The organism is Streptomyces sp. NPDC037083, from assembly GCF_055606485.1.
On the sequence record NZ_JBVJSQ010000002.1, the window covers coordinates 140,574 to 156,866 of the forward strand.

The window sequence follows — 16,293 nt, forward strand, 5'->3', positions numbered from 1 at the left end:
GACCGGCCTCAGGCCGGCTTGAGCCCCTGGTCGCCGACCTCCGTCACGAAGGACGCGGCGGTGGCGATCGGGGCGCCCGGGGTGGTGACGTAGGGGACGGTCCTGAAGTCGGCGCGCGCGGCGTCGCGGCCGAGGGTGACCGTCACGTATCCGCGCCGGCCGTCGTAGAACTTCAGATGCGGGTTGGCCGTCGTGTAGGTCTTCCAGTTCGACGGCTTCTGCACGCCGTCGCGGCCGCTGGTGATCGACGTGGCGACGATCTCCGTGCCGAGGGTCCGCGACGCCGGGTCGTCGAAGTCGTCCTTGACGTCGAAGGCGTACCCGACGTGCACGTCTCCGGTGAGGACCATCAGGTTGTCGACGCCGGCGGATTTCGCGCCGTCCAGGACCCGGCGCCGGGAAGCGCGGTAGCCGTCCCAGGCGTCCATCGAGAGCTTGGCGACCGGGTTCAGGTCGAGCTTGCGCTGCGAGAAGGTGACCTGCTGCGGGACGACGTTCCACAGCGCCCGTGACGTGCGCCAGCCGTCGACGAGCCACCGCTCCTGCGTCGCGCCGGTCATCGTGCGCGACGGGTCGTCGACGTCCGGGCCGGGCAGTTGGGCGCCGTCGCCGTAGGCCTGGTCGGAGCGGTACTGACGGGTGTCGAGCACGTCGAACTGGGCGAGGCTGCCCCAGTGCAGGCGGCGGTAGAGCCGCATGTCGGGGCCGGCGGGGAGCTGTGGGCGGCGCAGCGGCTGGTTCTCCCAGTACGCGCGGTAGGCGGCGGCGCGGCGCAGCAGGAACTCCTCCGGCGGGACGTCGTTCTCGGGGACGTCGTCGGCGTAGTTGTTCTCGGTCTCGTGGTCGTCCCAGGTGACGACGAAGGGGTGCGCGGCGTGCGCGGCCATCAGGTCGGGGTCGGACTTGTACAGGGCGTAGCGCAGGCGGTAGTCCTCCAGCGTCACCGTCTCGCGGTCGAAGACGTCGGGGAGGGTGCGGTCGGTGTACTTGCGGTTGTTGCCGGTCGCGTCGATCGCGTACTCGTAGAGGTAGTCGCCGAGGTGGAAGACCACGTCGACGTCGTCCTGGGCGAGGTGGCGGTACGCGGTGTAGTAGCCGTCGGCGTAGGCCTGGCAGGAGACCGCGGCGAGGGTGAGCGCGGAGGCCCGGGCCCCGGGGGCGGGCGCGGTGCGGGTGCGGCCGGTCGGGCTGGTCCACGCGCCGGTGCGGAAGCGGTAGTAGAGGACGCGGTCGGGGGCGAGGTGGGGGACCTCGACGTGGACGGTGTGCTGGAACTCGGGGTGCGCGGTGACGGAACCGCGTCTGACGATCCGCCGGAACCTGTCGTCGTGCGCCAGCTCCCAGCGGACGGCGACGCGTTGGGCGGGCAGCCCGCCGTCGGGCTGGTAGGGGGCCGGCGCGAGGCGGGTCCACAGCAGCACGGATCCGGGCAGGGGGTCGCCGGAGGCCACGCCCAGGGTGAAGGGGTCGTCCGCGATGCGCGCGGGGTCGAGTTCGGCGGCGGCCGCGACGCCGGACGCCGGCAGGTTCACGGCGAAGGCGAGGGCGGCGGCCGCGCCGGTGACGGTGAGGAAGCGGCGGCGGCCGATGTGGCGGGCGGCCTCGCGGAGTTCGGGGGCGTGCGGGGACGGGCGTGCTGCGGGTGTCATTCCGGTCCTCCCCTGGAAAATGGGTGCATCAGGCATTGGAGTGGTCCGGAACGACAGGGGGACGTCCCCCGCCTGGCGCGTACACAACAGTCGGATGGCGGACGAACACGTTCCGCATGCCGGGCCCTCCCGTACGCTGCGGGCCCATGGATGCGAAGACGAGGATCGCTGTCGTCACGGGCGCCGGTTCCGGCATCGGCCGCGCCGTGGCGGTCGAACTGCTGTGCGCGGGCTGGTCGGTGGCGCTGGCGGGACGTCGCGCCGAGCGCCTGGAGGAGACGGCGGCGCTGGCGTCCGCGGGCACCGGTCTCGCCGTGCGGACGGACGTCTCACGCCCCGAGGACGTGACGGCCCTGTTCGCCGCGGTGCGGGAGCGGTTCGGGCGGCTGGACCTGCTGTTCAACAACGCGGGCACGTTCGGGCCCGGGGGCGTGCCCTTCGAGGACCTCCCCTACGACGCCTGGCGCCACGTGGTGGACACCAACCTCAACGGGGCATTCCTCTGCGCGCAGGGCGCGTACCGGCAGATGAAGGAGCAGAACCCGCAGGGCGGCCGGATCATCAACAACGGCTCGGTCTCGGCGCACACGCCCCGCCCGCTCTCGGCGCCCTACACGGCGACCAAGCACGCCCTGACCGGCCTGACCAAGTCCCTCTCGCTGGACGGTCGGGCGTACGGGATCGCCGTCGGGCAGATCGACATCGGCAACGCGGCCACCGACATGACGGCGCGGATGCGGACGGGCGCGCTCCAGGCGAACGGCGAGACCGCGCCGGAGCCGGTGATGGACGTCGCCGACGTGGCGCGCACGGTGCGGCACATGGCGGAGCTGCCGCTGGAGGCGAACGTGCAGTTCGCGACGGTGCTGGCGACGGCGATGCCGTACGTGGGGCGAGGCTGACGAGGCCCGGAGCGCCCCGCCCGCCCCACGGATCGTCAACTCCTCAACGTGCACAAGCGGAATTTCCTGGTCCGCACCATTGCGGCTCGCGGTGGATCTATGCTCAACTCTTCTGCACAAGAGCTTCACACTTGGGGCACGAAAGTTCCGCAAGGCGGGACCGTGAGCCACACCGAGGGGGGAGGGGCAGCCGTCCCAGGGCACCGGGTGGGGGTGGACCTCGCACGGGACCGCGAGGTACGCACCGGGGCCTTGGGACGGCTGCCGCACCATCGCCGCGGGCGGCGACCGCCGCAGGCGCACCGTCACTTCGCGGGCGGCGCCCCCCGGCCACGCCGCCTGCGCAGGGCGTACGCCCCGCTCGCCGCCAGCGCGACCACTCCCCCGGCCCCGCCGAGCACGCCCCCGCCGCCCGGGCCGCCGTCCGCCGACGACGCCCGCGCCCCGGCGTGCGGCGCCGCTCCCGAGGGCGACGCCCTCGTCCCGCCCTCGCTCAGCGCCTCGACCAGCGTCCCCACCGCGTTGGCCGAACTCCCCTGCGCGAAGCCCCAGTCGAGCAGCGCCGCCGCCTCCTCGTAGACGGAGTTGCGGCCGCTCACCGAATGCAGCACGGTGACCAACAGGGTGCGCCCGGCGCGGGTCGCGGCCCCGACGAAGGTGTTGCCCGCGTTGCTGGTGTAGCCGTTCTTCACGCCGATCAGCCCCGGATACGGCGTCACCCTGTACGCGCCCGTCAGCAGCCGGTCGGTGTTCTCGATGGAGAACGTCCGCCCGCCGCCCGCCGGGAAGCGGGCGGTTCTGGTGGCGCAATGGGCACGGAAGTCGGCGTTCTTCAGGCCGTGCCGGGCGAACAGGGCGAGGTCGTAGGCGGAGGACAGCTGGCCCGGGTGGTCGTAGCCGTCGGGGCTGACGACCCGGGTGTCCAGGGCCTGCAGGTCGGCGGCCCTCGCGTGCATCTCGGCGACCGTCCGCGCGACCCCGCCGTTCATCCGGGCGAGCACCTGCACCGCGTCGTTGCCGGAGCGCAGGAACACGCCCTGCCACAACTGCTCGACGGTGTAGGTGACCCCGGCCCTGACGCCGACGAGGCTGGAGCCGGACGGGATGCCGGCCAGGTCGGCGTCGGTCACGGTGTGGCGCTCGGTCCGCTCGAACCTGCCCAGCAGGGTGTCCGCGAACAGCATCTTCAGCGTGGAGGCGGGCGCGACGCGCAGGTGCGCCCGGTGGCAGGCGAGCACCTCGCCGCTGTCGTGGTCGGCGAGCAGCCAGGCCCGCGCGGTCAGCTTCCGAGGCAGGCCGGCGCCCCCGTTCACCTGGACCCCGTCGGCCACCAGCCGCGCGCCGCCGACCACCGCCCCGGACGCGTCCGCCGGGCTCGCGGCGAGCGCGGCGGCGACCGGCGGCACGCCGACGGCGAGGGCCAGCAGGGAGCGCCGGGACTGCCACCGGGACGGGTCCGGGACCGAGGGCGCGGGCGAGGGCGTCACCGAGGGCGCGGGCGAATGCGGGAGCGAATGCCCGGGCGAATTCAGGGACGGGGGCGCATACGGGGACGGGGGCGGGAGCGCATGCGGAGACGGGCGCGAGAATGCGTGCACTGCGGGACCGTACAAGGGGATCAGGTGAAAAAGGAAGTCGCCACTCAACCCCTTTCACCTGGGAAAATCCCCTCCACAACCTGGGAATCAGCTGTCTCAGGCAATTCTGATCCGGCCCCTCGTATTCTCAGTTCTCCCACATCCTTTGCTCAGGACGACTCAAAGGTTCCTCCCTAGTTTGTGGCAGCGCCCACAGCGGGCGCCAAGAACCTGCGAGGAACGGGATGTTTGGCATCTATCTCAAGCGCGAACTCGGTCGGCGCAAGAAGGCGGCCCTGGTCATCGCACTGGGTCTGGCGCTCGGAATCGCCCTGGTCATCACCGTCAACTCGGTGTCGGCCGGCATGACACAGGCTCAGGACAAGGTCCTGCAGTCGCTGTACGGCCTCGGCACCGACATGACCGTCACCAAGGCCCGCACGGCGCCCACCGCGAACAGCTCCGGCGGCCCCCGGTTCGAGTTCGACGCCAAGGGCGAGGACGACGACGCGGAGCAGAGCTCCGACCGGGTGATGACGCAGGGAGGCCAGGCCCTGAAGTCCTCGCTCGTCGCGCAGGTCGCCCGGCAGAAGGGCGTGGCCGCGGCGGTCGGCGCCCTCACCCTGAACGTCACGAAGGTGGACGGCTCCTTCACCCAGGGCAAGGCGCAGAGCTCGACCGGCAGCGGCGGCAGCGGCCAGGGCGGCGGTCCCGGCGGCGGGGGCGGCGGCTCCACCGCGGTGCCCCAGGTGCAGGGCGGCGGCGCCTCCTTCGACGTGAACTCCTACTCCGTGGCCGGCGTCGACGTCACCCAGCAGGACCTCGGTCCGCTCGCGACCTCGAAGATCACGTCGGGCGTGACCTTCACCTCGGCGCAGACGAACGCCAAGGTCGCCGTCGTCAGCGCGTCGTACGCCAAGGAGAACTCGTACAAGGTCGGCTCCACGCTGACGATCTCCGGGACGAAGTACAAGGTCATCGGCATCGCGACGCCCGACAGCAGCGACTCCGCCACGGACCTCTACCTGCCGCTGAAGCAGGCCCAGACACTCGCCGACGCCGCGGACCAGGTCACCACGATCTACGTCAAGGCGACCGACTCGAAGCAGATCGACACCGTCAAGGCGACGATCCAGAAGAACATCTCCGGAACGACGGTCACCACCTCCGCCGACCTGGCCGAGACGGTCTCCGGTTCCCTCTCCACGGCCTCGGACCTGGCGACCAGCGTCGGCAAGTGGCTGTCGGTCGCGGTGCTCGCCGCCGCGTTCCTGGTGGCCGCGCTGCTCACCTCCTCCGCGGTGTCCCGCCGGGTGCGCGAGTTCGGCACCCTGAAGGCGCTGGGCTGGCCGAGCCGGCGGGTGACCCGGCAGGTCGTCGGCGAGTCCGTGGTCAACGGCCTCCTCGGCGGCGTCCTCGGCATCGGCCTGGGCCTCGCGGCCGCCTACGCGGTGACCGCCATCAGCCCGAAGCTGACGGCGGAACTCGGCAACACCGGCGGCGGTGGCGGCATGGGCGGCGGTCCCGGCGGCGGCGGTCCCGGCGGGCAGTCGGCGTCGAACACGATGGAGATCGCCCTGTCGGCCCCCGTCTCCGTCACCACGATCGGCCTCGCCGTGGGCCTGGCGGTCGCCGGCGGTCTGATCGCCGGCGCGATGGGCGGCTGGCGCGCCTCCCGGATGCGCCCGGCGGACGCTCTGCGCAGCGTCTCCTGACCCGCCCCCACCCACCGCACCCACCGCACCCACGCCAGAACGAACCCGGAGCACCCATGTACCACCTCACCGGCGTCACCAAGCGCTACCAGCGGGGCAAGGAGACGATCGACGCGCTGCGCGGCGTCGACCTCACGATCGCGGACGGCGACCAGCTCGTCATCCAGGGCCCCACGGGCGGCGGCAAGTCGACGCTGCTGCAGATGATCGGCGGCCTCGACCGGCCCACCGAGGGCAGCGTCGAGCTGGACGGCGTCGACCTCGCGCGCATCAGCGAGGCCAAGCTGACCCGACTGCGCGCCGAGAAGATCGGCATCATCTTCCAGTCGTTCAACCTCATCCCGACGCTCACCGCGCAGGAGAACGTCGAGACGGCGCTCGTCCCGCTCGGGGTGAAGCCGGCGCAGCGGCGCGAGCAGGCGGCGGAGGCGCTGCGCTCGGTCGGTCTCGGCGAGCGCCTGCGGCACGCGCCGGCCGAGCTGTCCGGCGGCCAGCAGCAGCGCGTGGCGATCGCCCGCGCGCTGGTGAAGAAGCCGAAGGTGCTGCTCGCCGACGAGCCGACCGGCAACCTCGACGAGGGCACCCGCGACGACATCATGGGCCTGCTGGAAGGCCTGTGGCACGAGTACGGGCTGACCTTCGTCATGGTCACCCACGACTCGTCGATCGCCCGCCGCGCGCCGCGCCTGGCCACCATCGAGGCGGGTCGGATCACGCTGACCGAGCAGGCGGTCGCCGGCTCCTGGTGAGCGTGCCGACGCCCGCCGACGCCCTGGCCCGAGGGGCCGTTCACCGCCTCCCGGGCGGACGAACGGCCCCGTCGGCCGTCCGTGCGCGGGCGTGAGCTCGGTGCGCCTGACGTCCGCCCGCTACGCCTGACCGGTCTCGAACCGGGAGATCCGGCCGTCGTCCTCGACCGTGAAGCTCCACCGGGTGCGCATCTCGCCCCAGGTGTCGTTGCGGTAGTCGGCGACGAGGGCGCGGCCGCCGTCGGACTCCTTGGTGACGTCCATGTGGCCGTGGGACGAGAAGATCTCCCGGTCGGCCCACTGGGCGAGGTCCCGGTCGGAGCCGTCGTCGGCCATGGTCGCGTCGGGCGTGAGGAGGCTGCGGAAGGCCTCCTCGTCGTGAGCGTTGACGGCGGCGACGAAGGCCCGGACGGCCGGGTCGCTGAGTCTGTCGGTCTGGATCGCCATAGCGGCCACACTCACACCGCCGGCCCGGCCCCGCCACCCGAACGGCGTCCAGGAGGGGCCGGGCGGGTGTGAGGGGTGCGACGGTGGAAACGCGTGGAGGGCGTGTTCCGGCTTGCTCTCGCTCGTATCGCTCGTATCCGCTCGTATCCACTCGTATCCGTTCGTTTCTGCTTTCTGCTCAGGGAGTCACCGTGACCTGTTACGACCGACGTGATCTGGGCCTGCTGCTGCTCCGGCTGGGCACCGGCGGAGTGCTGGCGGCGCACGGCGCACAGAAGCTGTTCGGCTGGTTCGGCGGCCACGGCCTGGAGGGAACGGGCCAGTTCATGGAGTCCGTCGGCTACGCGCCCGGCAAGGCCAGCGCCACGGCGGCGGGCCTGGCCGAGGCCGGCGGCGGCACGCTGCTGGCGCTGGGCCTCGCCACCCCGGCGGCCGGCGCCGCGGCGGCCGGCGCGATGGCGGGCGCGTCCGCCGTGCACACGCCCAACGGCTTCTTCGCGGCGAGCGGCGGCTACGAGCACGCGGCCTCCCTGGGCCTGGCCGCCGCGGGCCTCGCCGTCACCGGCCCCGGCCGGCTCTCCCTCGACCACGCCCTCGGCCATACGGTCGACCGCGGCTGGATGGTCCCGGCGGCGCTCGGCGCGACGGCGGCGGTCACGGCGGTGGTCGTGGGCCTGCGCAACCAGCGTCTGCGCAAGCGGGAGGAGGGCGAACAGGAGGCCCTGTTCGACGAGTGACACCGGGCCATAGCGGGTGTCCCGGGGCGTCGCGGGCGTCGCGTCCTCCCGAACGTCCCTGACGTCCCTGACATCCCGGTCGTCCCTGGCGTCCCTGGCGTCCCTGGCGTCGCGGTCGTCCCTGACGTCCCTGACGTCCCGGGCGCGGGCCCGCCATGTCGTGGCGGTGGGCGGGTGATGCGGGCGTGGCCTGGCAGGCTGCCCTCATGAGCACTCCTCCGCCACGCTCCGCCGCCCCTCGACACCGCCCGCAGTCGCAGCCCGCGCCCGCCCTGCTCCCGGGCCCCGACGACCTCTGGGCCACGGTCGACGCCCTGCGGGCCTGGCTCGACGACAACCAGCCGCAGGGCGGGCGCGAGGGTCTGCTGCTGCGCGTGCTGAAGCTGTCGGAGGAGGTCGGCGAGGTCGCCCAGGCGGTCATCGGCGCGACCGGCCAGAACCCCCGCAAGGGCGCCGACCACACCTGGGAGGACGTCCAGGCGGAGCTGTGCGACGTGGTCATCACGGCGCTGGTGGCCCTGCGCACGCTGACGCCGGACGCGCGGGCGGTGTTCGCGGGTCACCTGGCGCGGGTGGCGGAGCGGTCCCTGGGAACCGCGGGCAACCGGCCTGACCGACCCTCATGACCTGTGCCCGACCGCGAGCGGGCCGACGTGGCCGGCGCCCCAAACGTCAACTCGGCGCGCTGTCCGGCGAAGTTGAGGAACGCGGCCGTGCGACCGAGCCGAAGGCGTCCCCGTTCTCGGAACCGCCCGTCCACATTTCGCGTACCTCTGTACGATCACCGCACGCGAAGCGGGGGCGCTGAGGCGGAGGGGCGGGCATGGACGACAACACAGGCAGACACAGGACGACTTGGCCGCTGAGGGCGGCGGCGTCGGCGGCCGCGGCAGCCGTGCTGCTGGGCGGTTGCGGCACCGGGGACGACAAGGCGGCCGAGCCGAGCCCTTCGGCGTCGGGCCGTTCCGCGGCGCCGCCCGCGTCCGGCTCGCCCTCCTCCCCCGCGCCCTCGACTTCGGCGTCCTCCTCGGCGGGCGGCGGCACGGCGCTGACGCCGTTCGAGGCGGACCCCGCCGAGGTGCCCCGGACGAGGCGGCAGGCGGAGGCCCTGGTGCAGGCGGTCGCGCTGCAGCCGGAGGGCTGGGGAGCGGGATTCCGGGCCCAGCAGCCGGCCGCGAGCGCCCCCGGCACCGCCGCCGTGCTCGACGAGCAGTGCCGCTGGCAGCGCCGGCCCCTCCCCCGGGGCGTCCTGGCCTCGCTGTCGCGCTACAGCGAACGGCCGGGCGCCGACGGCAGGGGAAGGGTGAAGGTGACCGCGGCGGTCACCGTCCACGCCACGGTCGCCGACGCCGACGAGCAGTTGTCCACCACCCTGGAGGAACCGCTGCGCTGCCAGGAGCAGCAGGTCCGAACCGACGAGCGGATCGCCGGACTCATGTCGGCCGCCAGTCCCTACGGCCAGGGCGGCAACACCTACGCCGACGACTCGGTCGTGGAGATCGGCACCTACCGCACGGGGAGCAGCGAGCAGCCGTACCGCTGGCACGTCACCCGGCTCGGCACGGTGACCGTCGCGGTGTCGATCATGGGCGCCAAGGGTTACACGGCCGACGACTTGGTCCAGATCTCGTCGCCCGCCGTCAACAGGATGCTCGACCGCGTGAAGACCGAGCTCGGAGGGAAGAGCTGATGGAGCCGCTGCGTTCGTCCGATCCCGCGCGCGTCGCGGAGCATCGTCTGCTCGGCCGGCTCGGCGCCGGCGGCATGGGCGTGGTGTACCTGGCGCGCACGCCGAACGGCGCGTTGGTGGCGCTGAAGGTCCTGCTGGCCGAGTACGCCGAGGAGCCGGGCTTCAAGGAGCGCTTCCGTCGCGAGGTCGAGGTCGCCCGGCGGGTCGACAGCCCCTGGGCGGTGCCACTGGTGGACGCCGACGCGGACGCCGAGGCGCCCTGGCTGGCCACGGCGTTCGTGCCCGGCCCGTCGCTGGGCGAGGCGGTGGCCTCGTACGGGCCGCTGACGGAACCGGGCGTGCGGCTGCTCGGCGCGCGGCTGGCCGAGGCGTTGGGCGAGGTGCACCGGGCCGGACTGGTCCACCGGGATCTGAAGCCGGGCAATGTGCTGATCGCCCACGACGGGCCGCGGCTCATCGACTTCGGCATCGCCCGGGCGCCGGAGGACACGGCGCTCACCGCGACCGGCATGGTGGTCGGCACCCCCGGATATCTCTCGCCCGAGCAGGCCATGGGACCCGGCGGCGACGGCATCGGACCGGCGAGCGACGTGTTCTCCCTCGGCTGCGTCCTGGTGTTCGCGGCGACCGGCCGGGCGCCGTTCGGCAGCGGTGCGGTCGACGCCCTGCTGTACCGGGCCGTGCACGATCCGGCGGACCTCGACGGGGTGCCGACGGAGCTGCGCGAGGTGGTGGAAAGCTGCCTGGAGAAGGATCCGGCCCGGCGGCCGGACGCCGCGGAGCTGGTGCGGCGCCTGACGGCCGGGGGCGGTCCGCAGGACCGGGAGGCGTCCGGGTGGCTGCCCGAGCCGGTCACCCGGTTGATCGCCGAGCGGTCGGCGGCCGCACTCGCCCTGCCGGACATCGAGCACACCCAGGTCCCGGCCGCCGCGTCGGCACGACCGGACACAGCGCCCGAGGACGAGCTCCAACCCGCCTCCGACGTTCAGGACGCGCCCCCCGAGGGGGCTTCGGCCGGGCGGACCGCGCCGCCGGAGCCGGAGGACGCCCGCCCGGCCGGCCGACGCCGTTTCCTGCTGCTCGCGGGCGGGGCGGTGGCGGTCGCCGCGAGTGCGGGCACGGCCTGGTGGGCGGCGGCCCGGGACGACGACGCGAAGGACGCCGGTCCCGACGTCCCGCGGCGGCCCGTGCACACCATCGCCCTGCACGGCGACCTCAGCGGCCCGCAGCGGGAGACGGGCAGGGCCCAGGAGCGCGGACTGCGACTGGCCGTCGCGGAGTTCAACGCGCGCGGCGACGCCCCGTTCACCGTGAAGGTCAGGGCCGTCGACGACAAGGGCGATCCGGCGACGTCGGCCCGGCTCGCCGCGGAGCTCACGGACGACCCGGCTGTCCTCGCCGTCGTCGGGCCGACCACCGACGCCACGGCGCAGACGGCGCTCGCGAAGTACGACGCCGGGCTGCTGCCGGTCGTCGCCGTGTCCCCCGGCAGCGTCAGCCTCGTCATCCAGGGGTTCCGCTCGTTGCTGCTCGGGCGGCTGCCCGACTCGGTGCTGGCGGTGTACATCAGCAACTACCTTCGGGGGACCGCCGGTTCGCAGAAGGTCGGCCTCGTCGTCGATCGTCCCGCGGGCAACTACGGGACGGATCTGGCCACTTCCCTCAGCACTCAGCTCAGCAACGCACAGCAGCCGCCGGTGCCGGAAGTGGTCGGTGCGATGCGCCGCGACTTCGGCACGGCGGTGGACGCGGTGGTGTCCGCCGGCGCGGACTCCGTGTTCTTCGCCGGTCTGCCCGACCGGGGCGCGCTGATCGCCGCCACGCTGCGGGAACGCGCCTTCCAGGGTGCGCGGGTGTCCGGACCGGCGCTGCTCGACGGACGCTTCCTGACCGAGGCTCAGGAGGCCGCCGAGAACTGGGTGATGGTGGCGCCGGTCATCGACGCGACCCGCAAGCCCGAGGCGAAGAAGTTCGCCGCCGCCTATCGCGAGCGCTTCAAGGAGGCGCCGCCCCGGTACGCGGCGGAGGCCTACGACGTGACCGGGATGCTGCTCAAGGCCCTGTCCGGGCTGCCGGCGAAGAAGCGCACCCGGGAAAACCTGCTCGCGGCCGTGCAGACGGGGAAGTACGAGGGCGTCACGAAGGCGTTCGCCTTCCAGCAGACCGGCCAGATGGCCCGGACCGGCCTGATGGTCATCGACGGCACCGGCGGCTTCATCTGGAAGGTCGAGCAGGGCGACTTCGTGTACGGCGGCCCCGCGCCGCTCACCGTCTGATGGAGCCCCTGCGGACCGGCGACCCGTCCCGGCTGGGCCGCTACCGTCTGCTGCGGCGTCTGGGCGTCGGCGGCATGGGCGTCGTCTTCCTGGCCCGTGCGCCGGGCGGGGCGATCGCCGCGGTCAAGACGGTCCGTTCCTCGTACGCCGAGGAGCCGGGCTTCCGGGCCCGGTTCCGCCGCGAGGTCGAGGTCGCCCGGCGGGTGGACAGCCCGTGGGTGGTCCCGCTGCTGGACGCCGACGCCGACGCGGAGACGCCGTGGCTGGCGACCTCGTACGTGCCGGGCCCGTCGCTCGCCGAGACGGTGGACACGTTCGGACCGCTCGCCCTGCCCTCGGTGCGGGTGCTGGGCGTCCGGCTCGCCGAGGCCCTCGACGCGGTGCACACGGCCGGTCTGGTGCACCGCGACGTGAAACCCGGCAACATCCTGCTGGCCCCGGACGGCCCGCGCCTCATCGACTTCGGCATCGCCCGCGCGCCGGACGCCACGGCGCTCACCTCCAGCGGTGTCATCGTCGGCTCGCCGGGCTTCCTCTCGCCCGAACAGGCGCGGGCGCGCGGCGGGGAGATCGGCCCGCCCAGCGACGTGTTCTCGCTGGCGTGCGTGCTGGCGTTCGCCGCGACCGGGGTACGGCCGTTCGGCGGCGGCGGGGCGGCCGGCATGCTGCTGCGCACGGTCTACGAGGAACCGGACCCCGCCGCGATCCCGGACGACCTGGCCCCACTGCTGAGGGACTGTCTGCACAAGGATCCGCCGCGCCGCCCCACCCTCGCCCGCCTCCGCGAGACCCTCGGACAGCGAGCGGGAGACGCAAGGGAGGGGGGCGTAGGGCTGGCCACGGCCTCGGCCTCGGCCGAGCAGTCGGGCTGGCTTCCCGAGCCGGTCACCCGCCTGATCAACGACCGGTCCGCCGCCGTCCTCGCCCTCGGCGCCGTCGAGCCGACCCAGGTGTCCGCACCGGCGAACCCGGTGTCCCCGGACGCCGCGACGCTGACCGCCGTCACGCCCGCCCCGCCCTCCGTGCCCGGCGTCCGACGCCGCAGCATCCTGCGCCTCGGCTCCACGGCCGGGATTCTGGCGGCCGGCGGGGGCGGCGCCTGGTGGTGGAGCACCCGACCGGGCACGGCGACGACGCCTCCGTCCGGAGCGAGCCGCCCCCCACTGGTCGTCGCGTTCCAGGGCGATCTGACCGGGCCCCGGAAGGAGAGCGGGAACGCCCAGCTCAACGGCGCCCGGCTGGCGGTGGAGCAGGTCAACGCCAAGAGCGGCCACCCCTTCCGGCTGACCCTGCGCGGGCACGACGACGGCGGCGACCCGGCCCGCTCCACCGATCTCGCCGAGCGGCTGACGAAGGACGCCGGCGTCCTCGCCGTGCTGGGGCCCACGACCGACGCCTGCTTCCTCAGCGCCGAGGCCGCGTACACCAAGGCGACGATGCCCGTGGTGTCGGTCTCGGTGGACGTCGATCTCCCGGGCAGGTCGTTCGGCTACAACCAGTTCCGCTCCCATGCGGCGCTGCATGTCGAGAGGGAACTCCTCGCCGCCCCCTGCGTCCGCTACCTCAGCTACCACGTCGACGCGCGCAAGGCGTTCCTGGTGGACGACCGGGCGCAGGGCGACGTCGCCTGGAACCTGTGCGACCGGACTCAGCAGGCTCTGCGGAAGGCGGGCCGGGACGCCACGCTGACCAGCGTCCCCGCCGGGAAGATCGACTACGCGTCGCTGGCCGCCGCGGTGATGTCCGCGGGCGCGGACTCGGTCGTGTGCACGGGCGACGCGGCGCGGACCGCCGGACTGGCGTCCGCCCTGAAGGCCGCCGGATTCACCGGAACCCGTATGGCGACGGAGTCGGCCTTCGGTCCCGCGTTCCTCGCGGCCGCGGGCGACGCGGCGACCGGCTGGGTCTTCGCCACCTCCTTCGTCGACCCCACGGTCCGCCCGTCCGCCCGCGCGTTCACGGCCGCCTACCGCGCCCGGTTCGGCGCCGCCCCCGGCTGGTACGCGGCGGAGGCCTACGACGCCGTGATGTTCCTGGCGGAGGTCTGCACGAAGAACGGCGAGGCCGTGAGGGAGCGCGGCGCGATCGCCCGCAGGCTGAGAGAGGTCGCCCACACCGGCGTCACTCGCACCGTCAAGTACGAGGGGGGCTACGGCTACAACCACGACGCGATGTTCCTCTACCAGGTCGCCGACGGCCGGTTCCGCTACCTCGGCCAATATCAGGAGGCCGCGGTCTCGTGAAGCGCGGGGTTCGTCGTCGAGGTGGTCGGCGGTTGCAGGGATGCGGGGGTCCGGGGGTGCCCCGCATCGGCGTGCGCCTTCACTCCGCGTCGGCGACGACCGACCCGACGCGCTCGGCGAGGCCCGGGTCGCGTCGGACCAGAAGTGCCGCGTAGCAGACGGCGGCCAGCAGGGCGGCCAGCGCCGCGTACGGGAACCAGCTGTAGGGGGCGGGCTGTCCGGGCTTGGCCAGGTAGTACAGCGGGACCAGGACGGCGAGGGCACCGACCGCGGGCAGCACCAGATGCCGCACGATCCGGAACTCCTGGGGACGGTACCTGCGGTAGTACAGGGGCAGCGCGACGTTGGACGCGAGGTAGACCAGCAGGATCAGGATGGCGCCCAGACTCGAGGACTCGGCGAAGAAGACCACCGGGTTCATCTGACCGCCGTTCTCCCCGAGCACGTGCCCCAGACCCCAGCCGGCGATGATCAGCAGCGCGGTCGCGGCGAAGGTGACGATCGCGTTGTTCGGCGTGCGGCGCGTGGGGTGCACATAGCCGAAGAAGGACGGGAGCAGCCCCTCGCGTCCGGCGTTGAACACCAGCCGTGCCTGGGAGTTGATGCCCGCGATCAGCACACCGAGGGTCGAGGTGAGACCGCCGACGTAGGCGAGGAATGCCAGCGCGCCGAGCGTGTGCTGGGCGACGTCGATGAACGGGATCCGGGAGTCGCCGAGCCGCTGGACGTCGTAGCCGAAGCCGGTCACCGTGGCGTAGGAGAAGAGGATGTAGCTCACCGTCATGATGGCGACGGAGGAGAACACGGCGCGTCCGACGTTGCGCCGCGGGTTCTCCGTCTCCTCGGCCAGTGCCGCCGAGTTCTCCCAGCCGATGAACAGGTACACCGCCAGCGGGAAGCCCGCCGCGAGGCCCTTGACGCCGTGGGTGAGGTGCGAGGGCAGGAACGGGGCCGCGGAGAGTTCGCCGCGGTGCTCGACGAGCGCCGCGACCGAGACCACCACCAGCACGAGCATCTCCACGCCGAAGAAGTAGCCCGCCCACTTGGTGGACACCACGATCCCGCGCAGCATCAGCACCACCGACAGGCCGGTCAGCAGCAGCGTCCAGATGATCCACGGCAGGTCGACGCCGGTGTAGTGGTTCAGCGTGATCTGCATGAACCCGCCCGAGATCGCGATGACGGAGGCCATCGCGATGATGTAGCCGAGTCCGGCGAGCAGGGCCGTGGTCACCGCGCTGACCGGCCCGAAGGTCTTGCCCACGAAGGTGGTGAAACTGCCCGCCGAGGGGTGCGCCCGGGAGAACTCGGCCAGCGTGTTTCCGAACAGCGCGACGGCCGCCCCCGCCGCCACGATGGTCAGCGGGGAGGCGACGCCCGCGGTGGTGGCGAGGAAGGCGAAGCCGAAGAAGAAGCTCATGGCCGGGCCGACGTTGGCCATCGTGGCGGCGGCGATGTCCGCCATGCCGAGGACGCCGCCGCGCAACCGCTGGGGCGTGCCGCCGACGCGGCCCGCCGGCGACGACGGCCCGACAGATCCGGGTCCGGGGTCAGGCATGGCGACAGCTCCTTCTGACAGGTCAGCTCGGTTCGGCGTGCCGGTGTGCCTTCACCGCTCGTACCGCCGAATCCATCGCGCCGCGGGTGAGTTCGTCGAGCAGGTCGGCGTGGCACAGGTTGCGGGCCCGCACGACCGCGGGGTCCGGCGCGGGCCCCAGCAGGCACTGCCGGCCCAGCAGGTCGGCGGCGAACTCGCGGATCCCGGCGCCGCCGAGCGCCTGCGCGAGGTCGAGATGGAAGCGGGTCTCGAGTTCGAGCAGTCGTGCCGGGTCGTCGACCCGGTCCATCTCCTCGACCAGCGCCCGCAGCCCGTCGAGCCCGTCGTCCGGGAGTTCGCCCGCCGCGTGCGCGACGAGTCCGCACTCGAGCAGCAGATGGAAGGCGTCCAGTGCGACCGCCTCCTCCGCGTCGTGCATCGCGGCGACGACCGCGTCCCAGTCCGTCGCGACGAAGGTCCCGCCGGCCCTGCCCCGACGGCGGTCGAGCAGGCCGTCCTGGCACATGGCCTCCAGCGCGCGGCGAACGGTGATCTCACTGATCCCCAGCTCCTCGGCGAGGACGCCCGCGTCCGGCAGCCGGTCCCCCGGCGACACCGACCTCAGACGCACCCGCAGGGCGATCCGGGACCGGACGAGTTCCGCTCCCGTGGGGCCCCGGCTTGCCAGGACGCGCGTGTCCCAGCCGGTGTAGGGCCCGAACTTGCCCGCTGCATTCACCACGGCGCCACCTTAACGGCCTGCCGAGCGGG

Annotated in this window: 13 protein-coding genes; 8 read left to right on the forward strand and 5 right to left on the reverse strand. The window is 73.3% G+C overall.

Going from position 1 to position 16,293, the window contains the following annotated elements; genetic code table 11:
- Positions 1-8 precede the first annotated feature (8 nt).
- Positions 9-1,649, reverse strand: coding sequence for an alkaline phosphatase D family protein (locus tag ACZ7DE_RS05440; RefSeq protein WP_470758289.1), 1,641 nt, complete (start codon positions 1,647-1,649; stop codon positions 9-11).
- Positions 1,650-1,765: 116 nt separating this feature from the next.
- Between ACZ7DE_RS05440 and ACZ7DE_RS05445 the strand changes: the two genes are divergently transcribed.
- Positions 1,766-2,551: an SDR family oxidoreductase gene (locus tag ACZ7DE_RS05445; protein WP_470758291.1), complete on the forward strand. Its 786-nt coding sequence runs from the start codon at positions 1,766-1,768 to the stop codon at positions 2,549-2,551.
- A 305-nt stretch (positions 2,552-2,856) separates the two neighbouring features.
- On the opposite strand, the gene ACZ7DE_RS05450 is transcribed toward ACZ7DE_RS05445, so the two are convergent.
- The gene (locus tag ACZ7DE_RS05450; RefSeq protein WP_470758294.1) at positions 2,857-4,038 is read right to left on the reverse strand and encodes a D-alanyl-D-alanine carboxypeptidase family protein; all 1,182 of its coding nucleotides are present in this window, start codon (positions 4,036-4,038) and stop codon (positions 2,857-2,859) included.
- A gap of 335 nt (positions 4,039-4,373) precedes the next feature.
- Between ACZ7DE_RS05450 and ACZ7DE_RS05455 the strand changes: the two genes are divergently transcribed.
- Entirely contained in the window at positions 4,374-5,843 is a 1,470-nt protein-coding gene (locus tag ACZ7DE_RS05455) for an ABC transporter permease (RefSeq protein WP_470758298.1), read from the forward strand.
- Positions 5,844-5,899: 56 nt separating this feature from the next.
- Positions 5,900-6,592 (forward strand): ABC transporter ATP-binding protein, encoded by a 693-nt coding sequence (locus ACZ7DE_RS05460; protein WP_470758301.1) that lies wholly within the window; start codon positions 5,900-5,902, stop codon positions 6,590-6,592.
- Positions 6,593-6,712: 120 nt separating this feature from the next.
- Here ACZ7DE_RS05460 and ACZ7DE_RS05465 read toward each other — a convergent pair whose 3' ends face one another.
- Entirely contained in the window at positions 6,713-7,039 is a 327-nt protein-coding gene (locus ACZ7DE_RS05465) for a nuclear transport factor 2 family protein (RefSeq protein WP_470758303.1), read from the reverse strand.
- Between the two features lie 191 nt (positions 7,040-7,230).
- Between ACZ7DE_RS05465 and ACZ7DE_RS05470 the strand changes: the two genes are divergently transcribed.
- The 5 genes from ACZ7DE_RS05470 to ACZ7DE_RS05490 all read left to right on the forward strand — a co-directional run bounded on the left by ACZ7DE_RS05470 (position 7,231) and on the right by ACZ7DE_RS05490 (position 13,985).
- Positions 7,231-7,776 (forward strand): DoxX family membrane protein, encoded by a 546-nt coding sequence (locus ACZ7DE_RS05470; RefSeq protein ID WP_470758306.1) that lies wholly within the window; start codon positions 7,231-7,233, stop codon positions 7,774-7,776.
- A gap of 206 nt (positions 7,777-7,982) precedes the next feature.
- Entirely contained in the window at positions 7,983-8,402 is a 420-nt protein-coding gene (locus tag ACZ7DE_RS05475; RefSeq protein WP_470758308.1) for a MazG-like family protein, read from the forward strand.
- A 197-nt stretch (positions 8,403-8,599) separates the two neighbouring features.
- A complete protein-coding gene (locus ACZ7DE_RS05480) occupies positions 8,600-9,466 on the forward strand; it encodes a hypothetical protein (RefSeq protein WP_470758310.1) in 867 nt (288 codons plus the stop codon).
- Positions 9,466-11,742: a bifunctional serine/threonine-protein kinase/ABC transporter substrate-binding protein gene (locus ACZ7DE_RS05485; RefSeq protein WP_470758312.1), complete on the forward strand. Its 2,277-nt coding sequence runs from the start codon at positions 9,466-9,468 to the stop codon at positions 11,740-11,742. Before ACZ7DE_RS05480 ends, ACZ7DE_RS05485 begins: the two co-directional genes overlap by 1 nt.
- Complete coding sequence (locus ACZ7DE_RS05490) at positions 11,742-13,985, forward strand: bifunctional serine/threonine-protein kinase/ABC transporter substrate-binding protein (RefSeq protein WP_470758314.1); 2,244 nt, start codon at positions 11,742-11,744, stop codon at positions 13,983-13,985. Before ACZ7DE_RS05485 ends, ACZ7DE_RS05490 begins: the two co-directional genes overlap by 1 nt.
- 79 nt (positions 13,986-14,064) lie before the next feature.
- Here ACZ7DE_RS05490 and ACZ7DE_RS05495 read toward each other — a convergent pair whose 3' ends face one another.
- The gene (locus ACZ7DE_RS05495; RefSeq protein WP_470758316.1) at positions 14,065-15,543 is read right to left on the reverse strand and encodes an APC family permease; all 1,479 of its coding nucleotides are present in this window, start codon (positions 15,541-15,543) and stop codon (positions 14,065-14,067) included.
- A gap of 22 nt (positions 15,544-15,565) precedes the next feature.
- Complete coding sequence (locus ACZ7DE_RS05500; protein WP_470758318.1) at positions 15,566-16,264, reverse strand: FadR/GntR family transcriptional regulator; 699 nt, start codon at positions 16,262-16,264, stop codon at positions 15,566-15,568.
- Between the last annotated feature and the right edge of the window lie 29 nt (positions 16,265-16,293).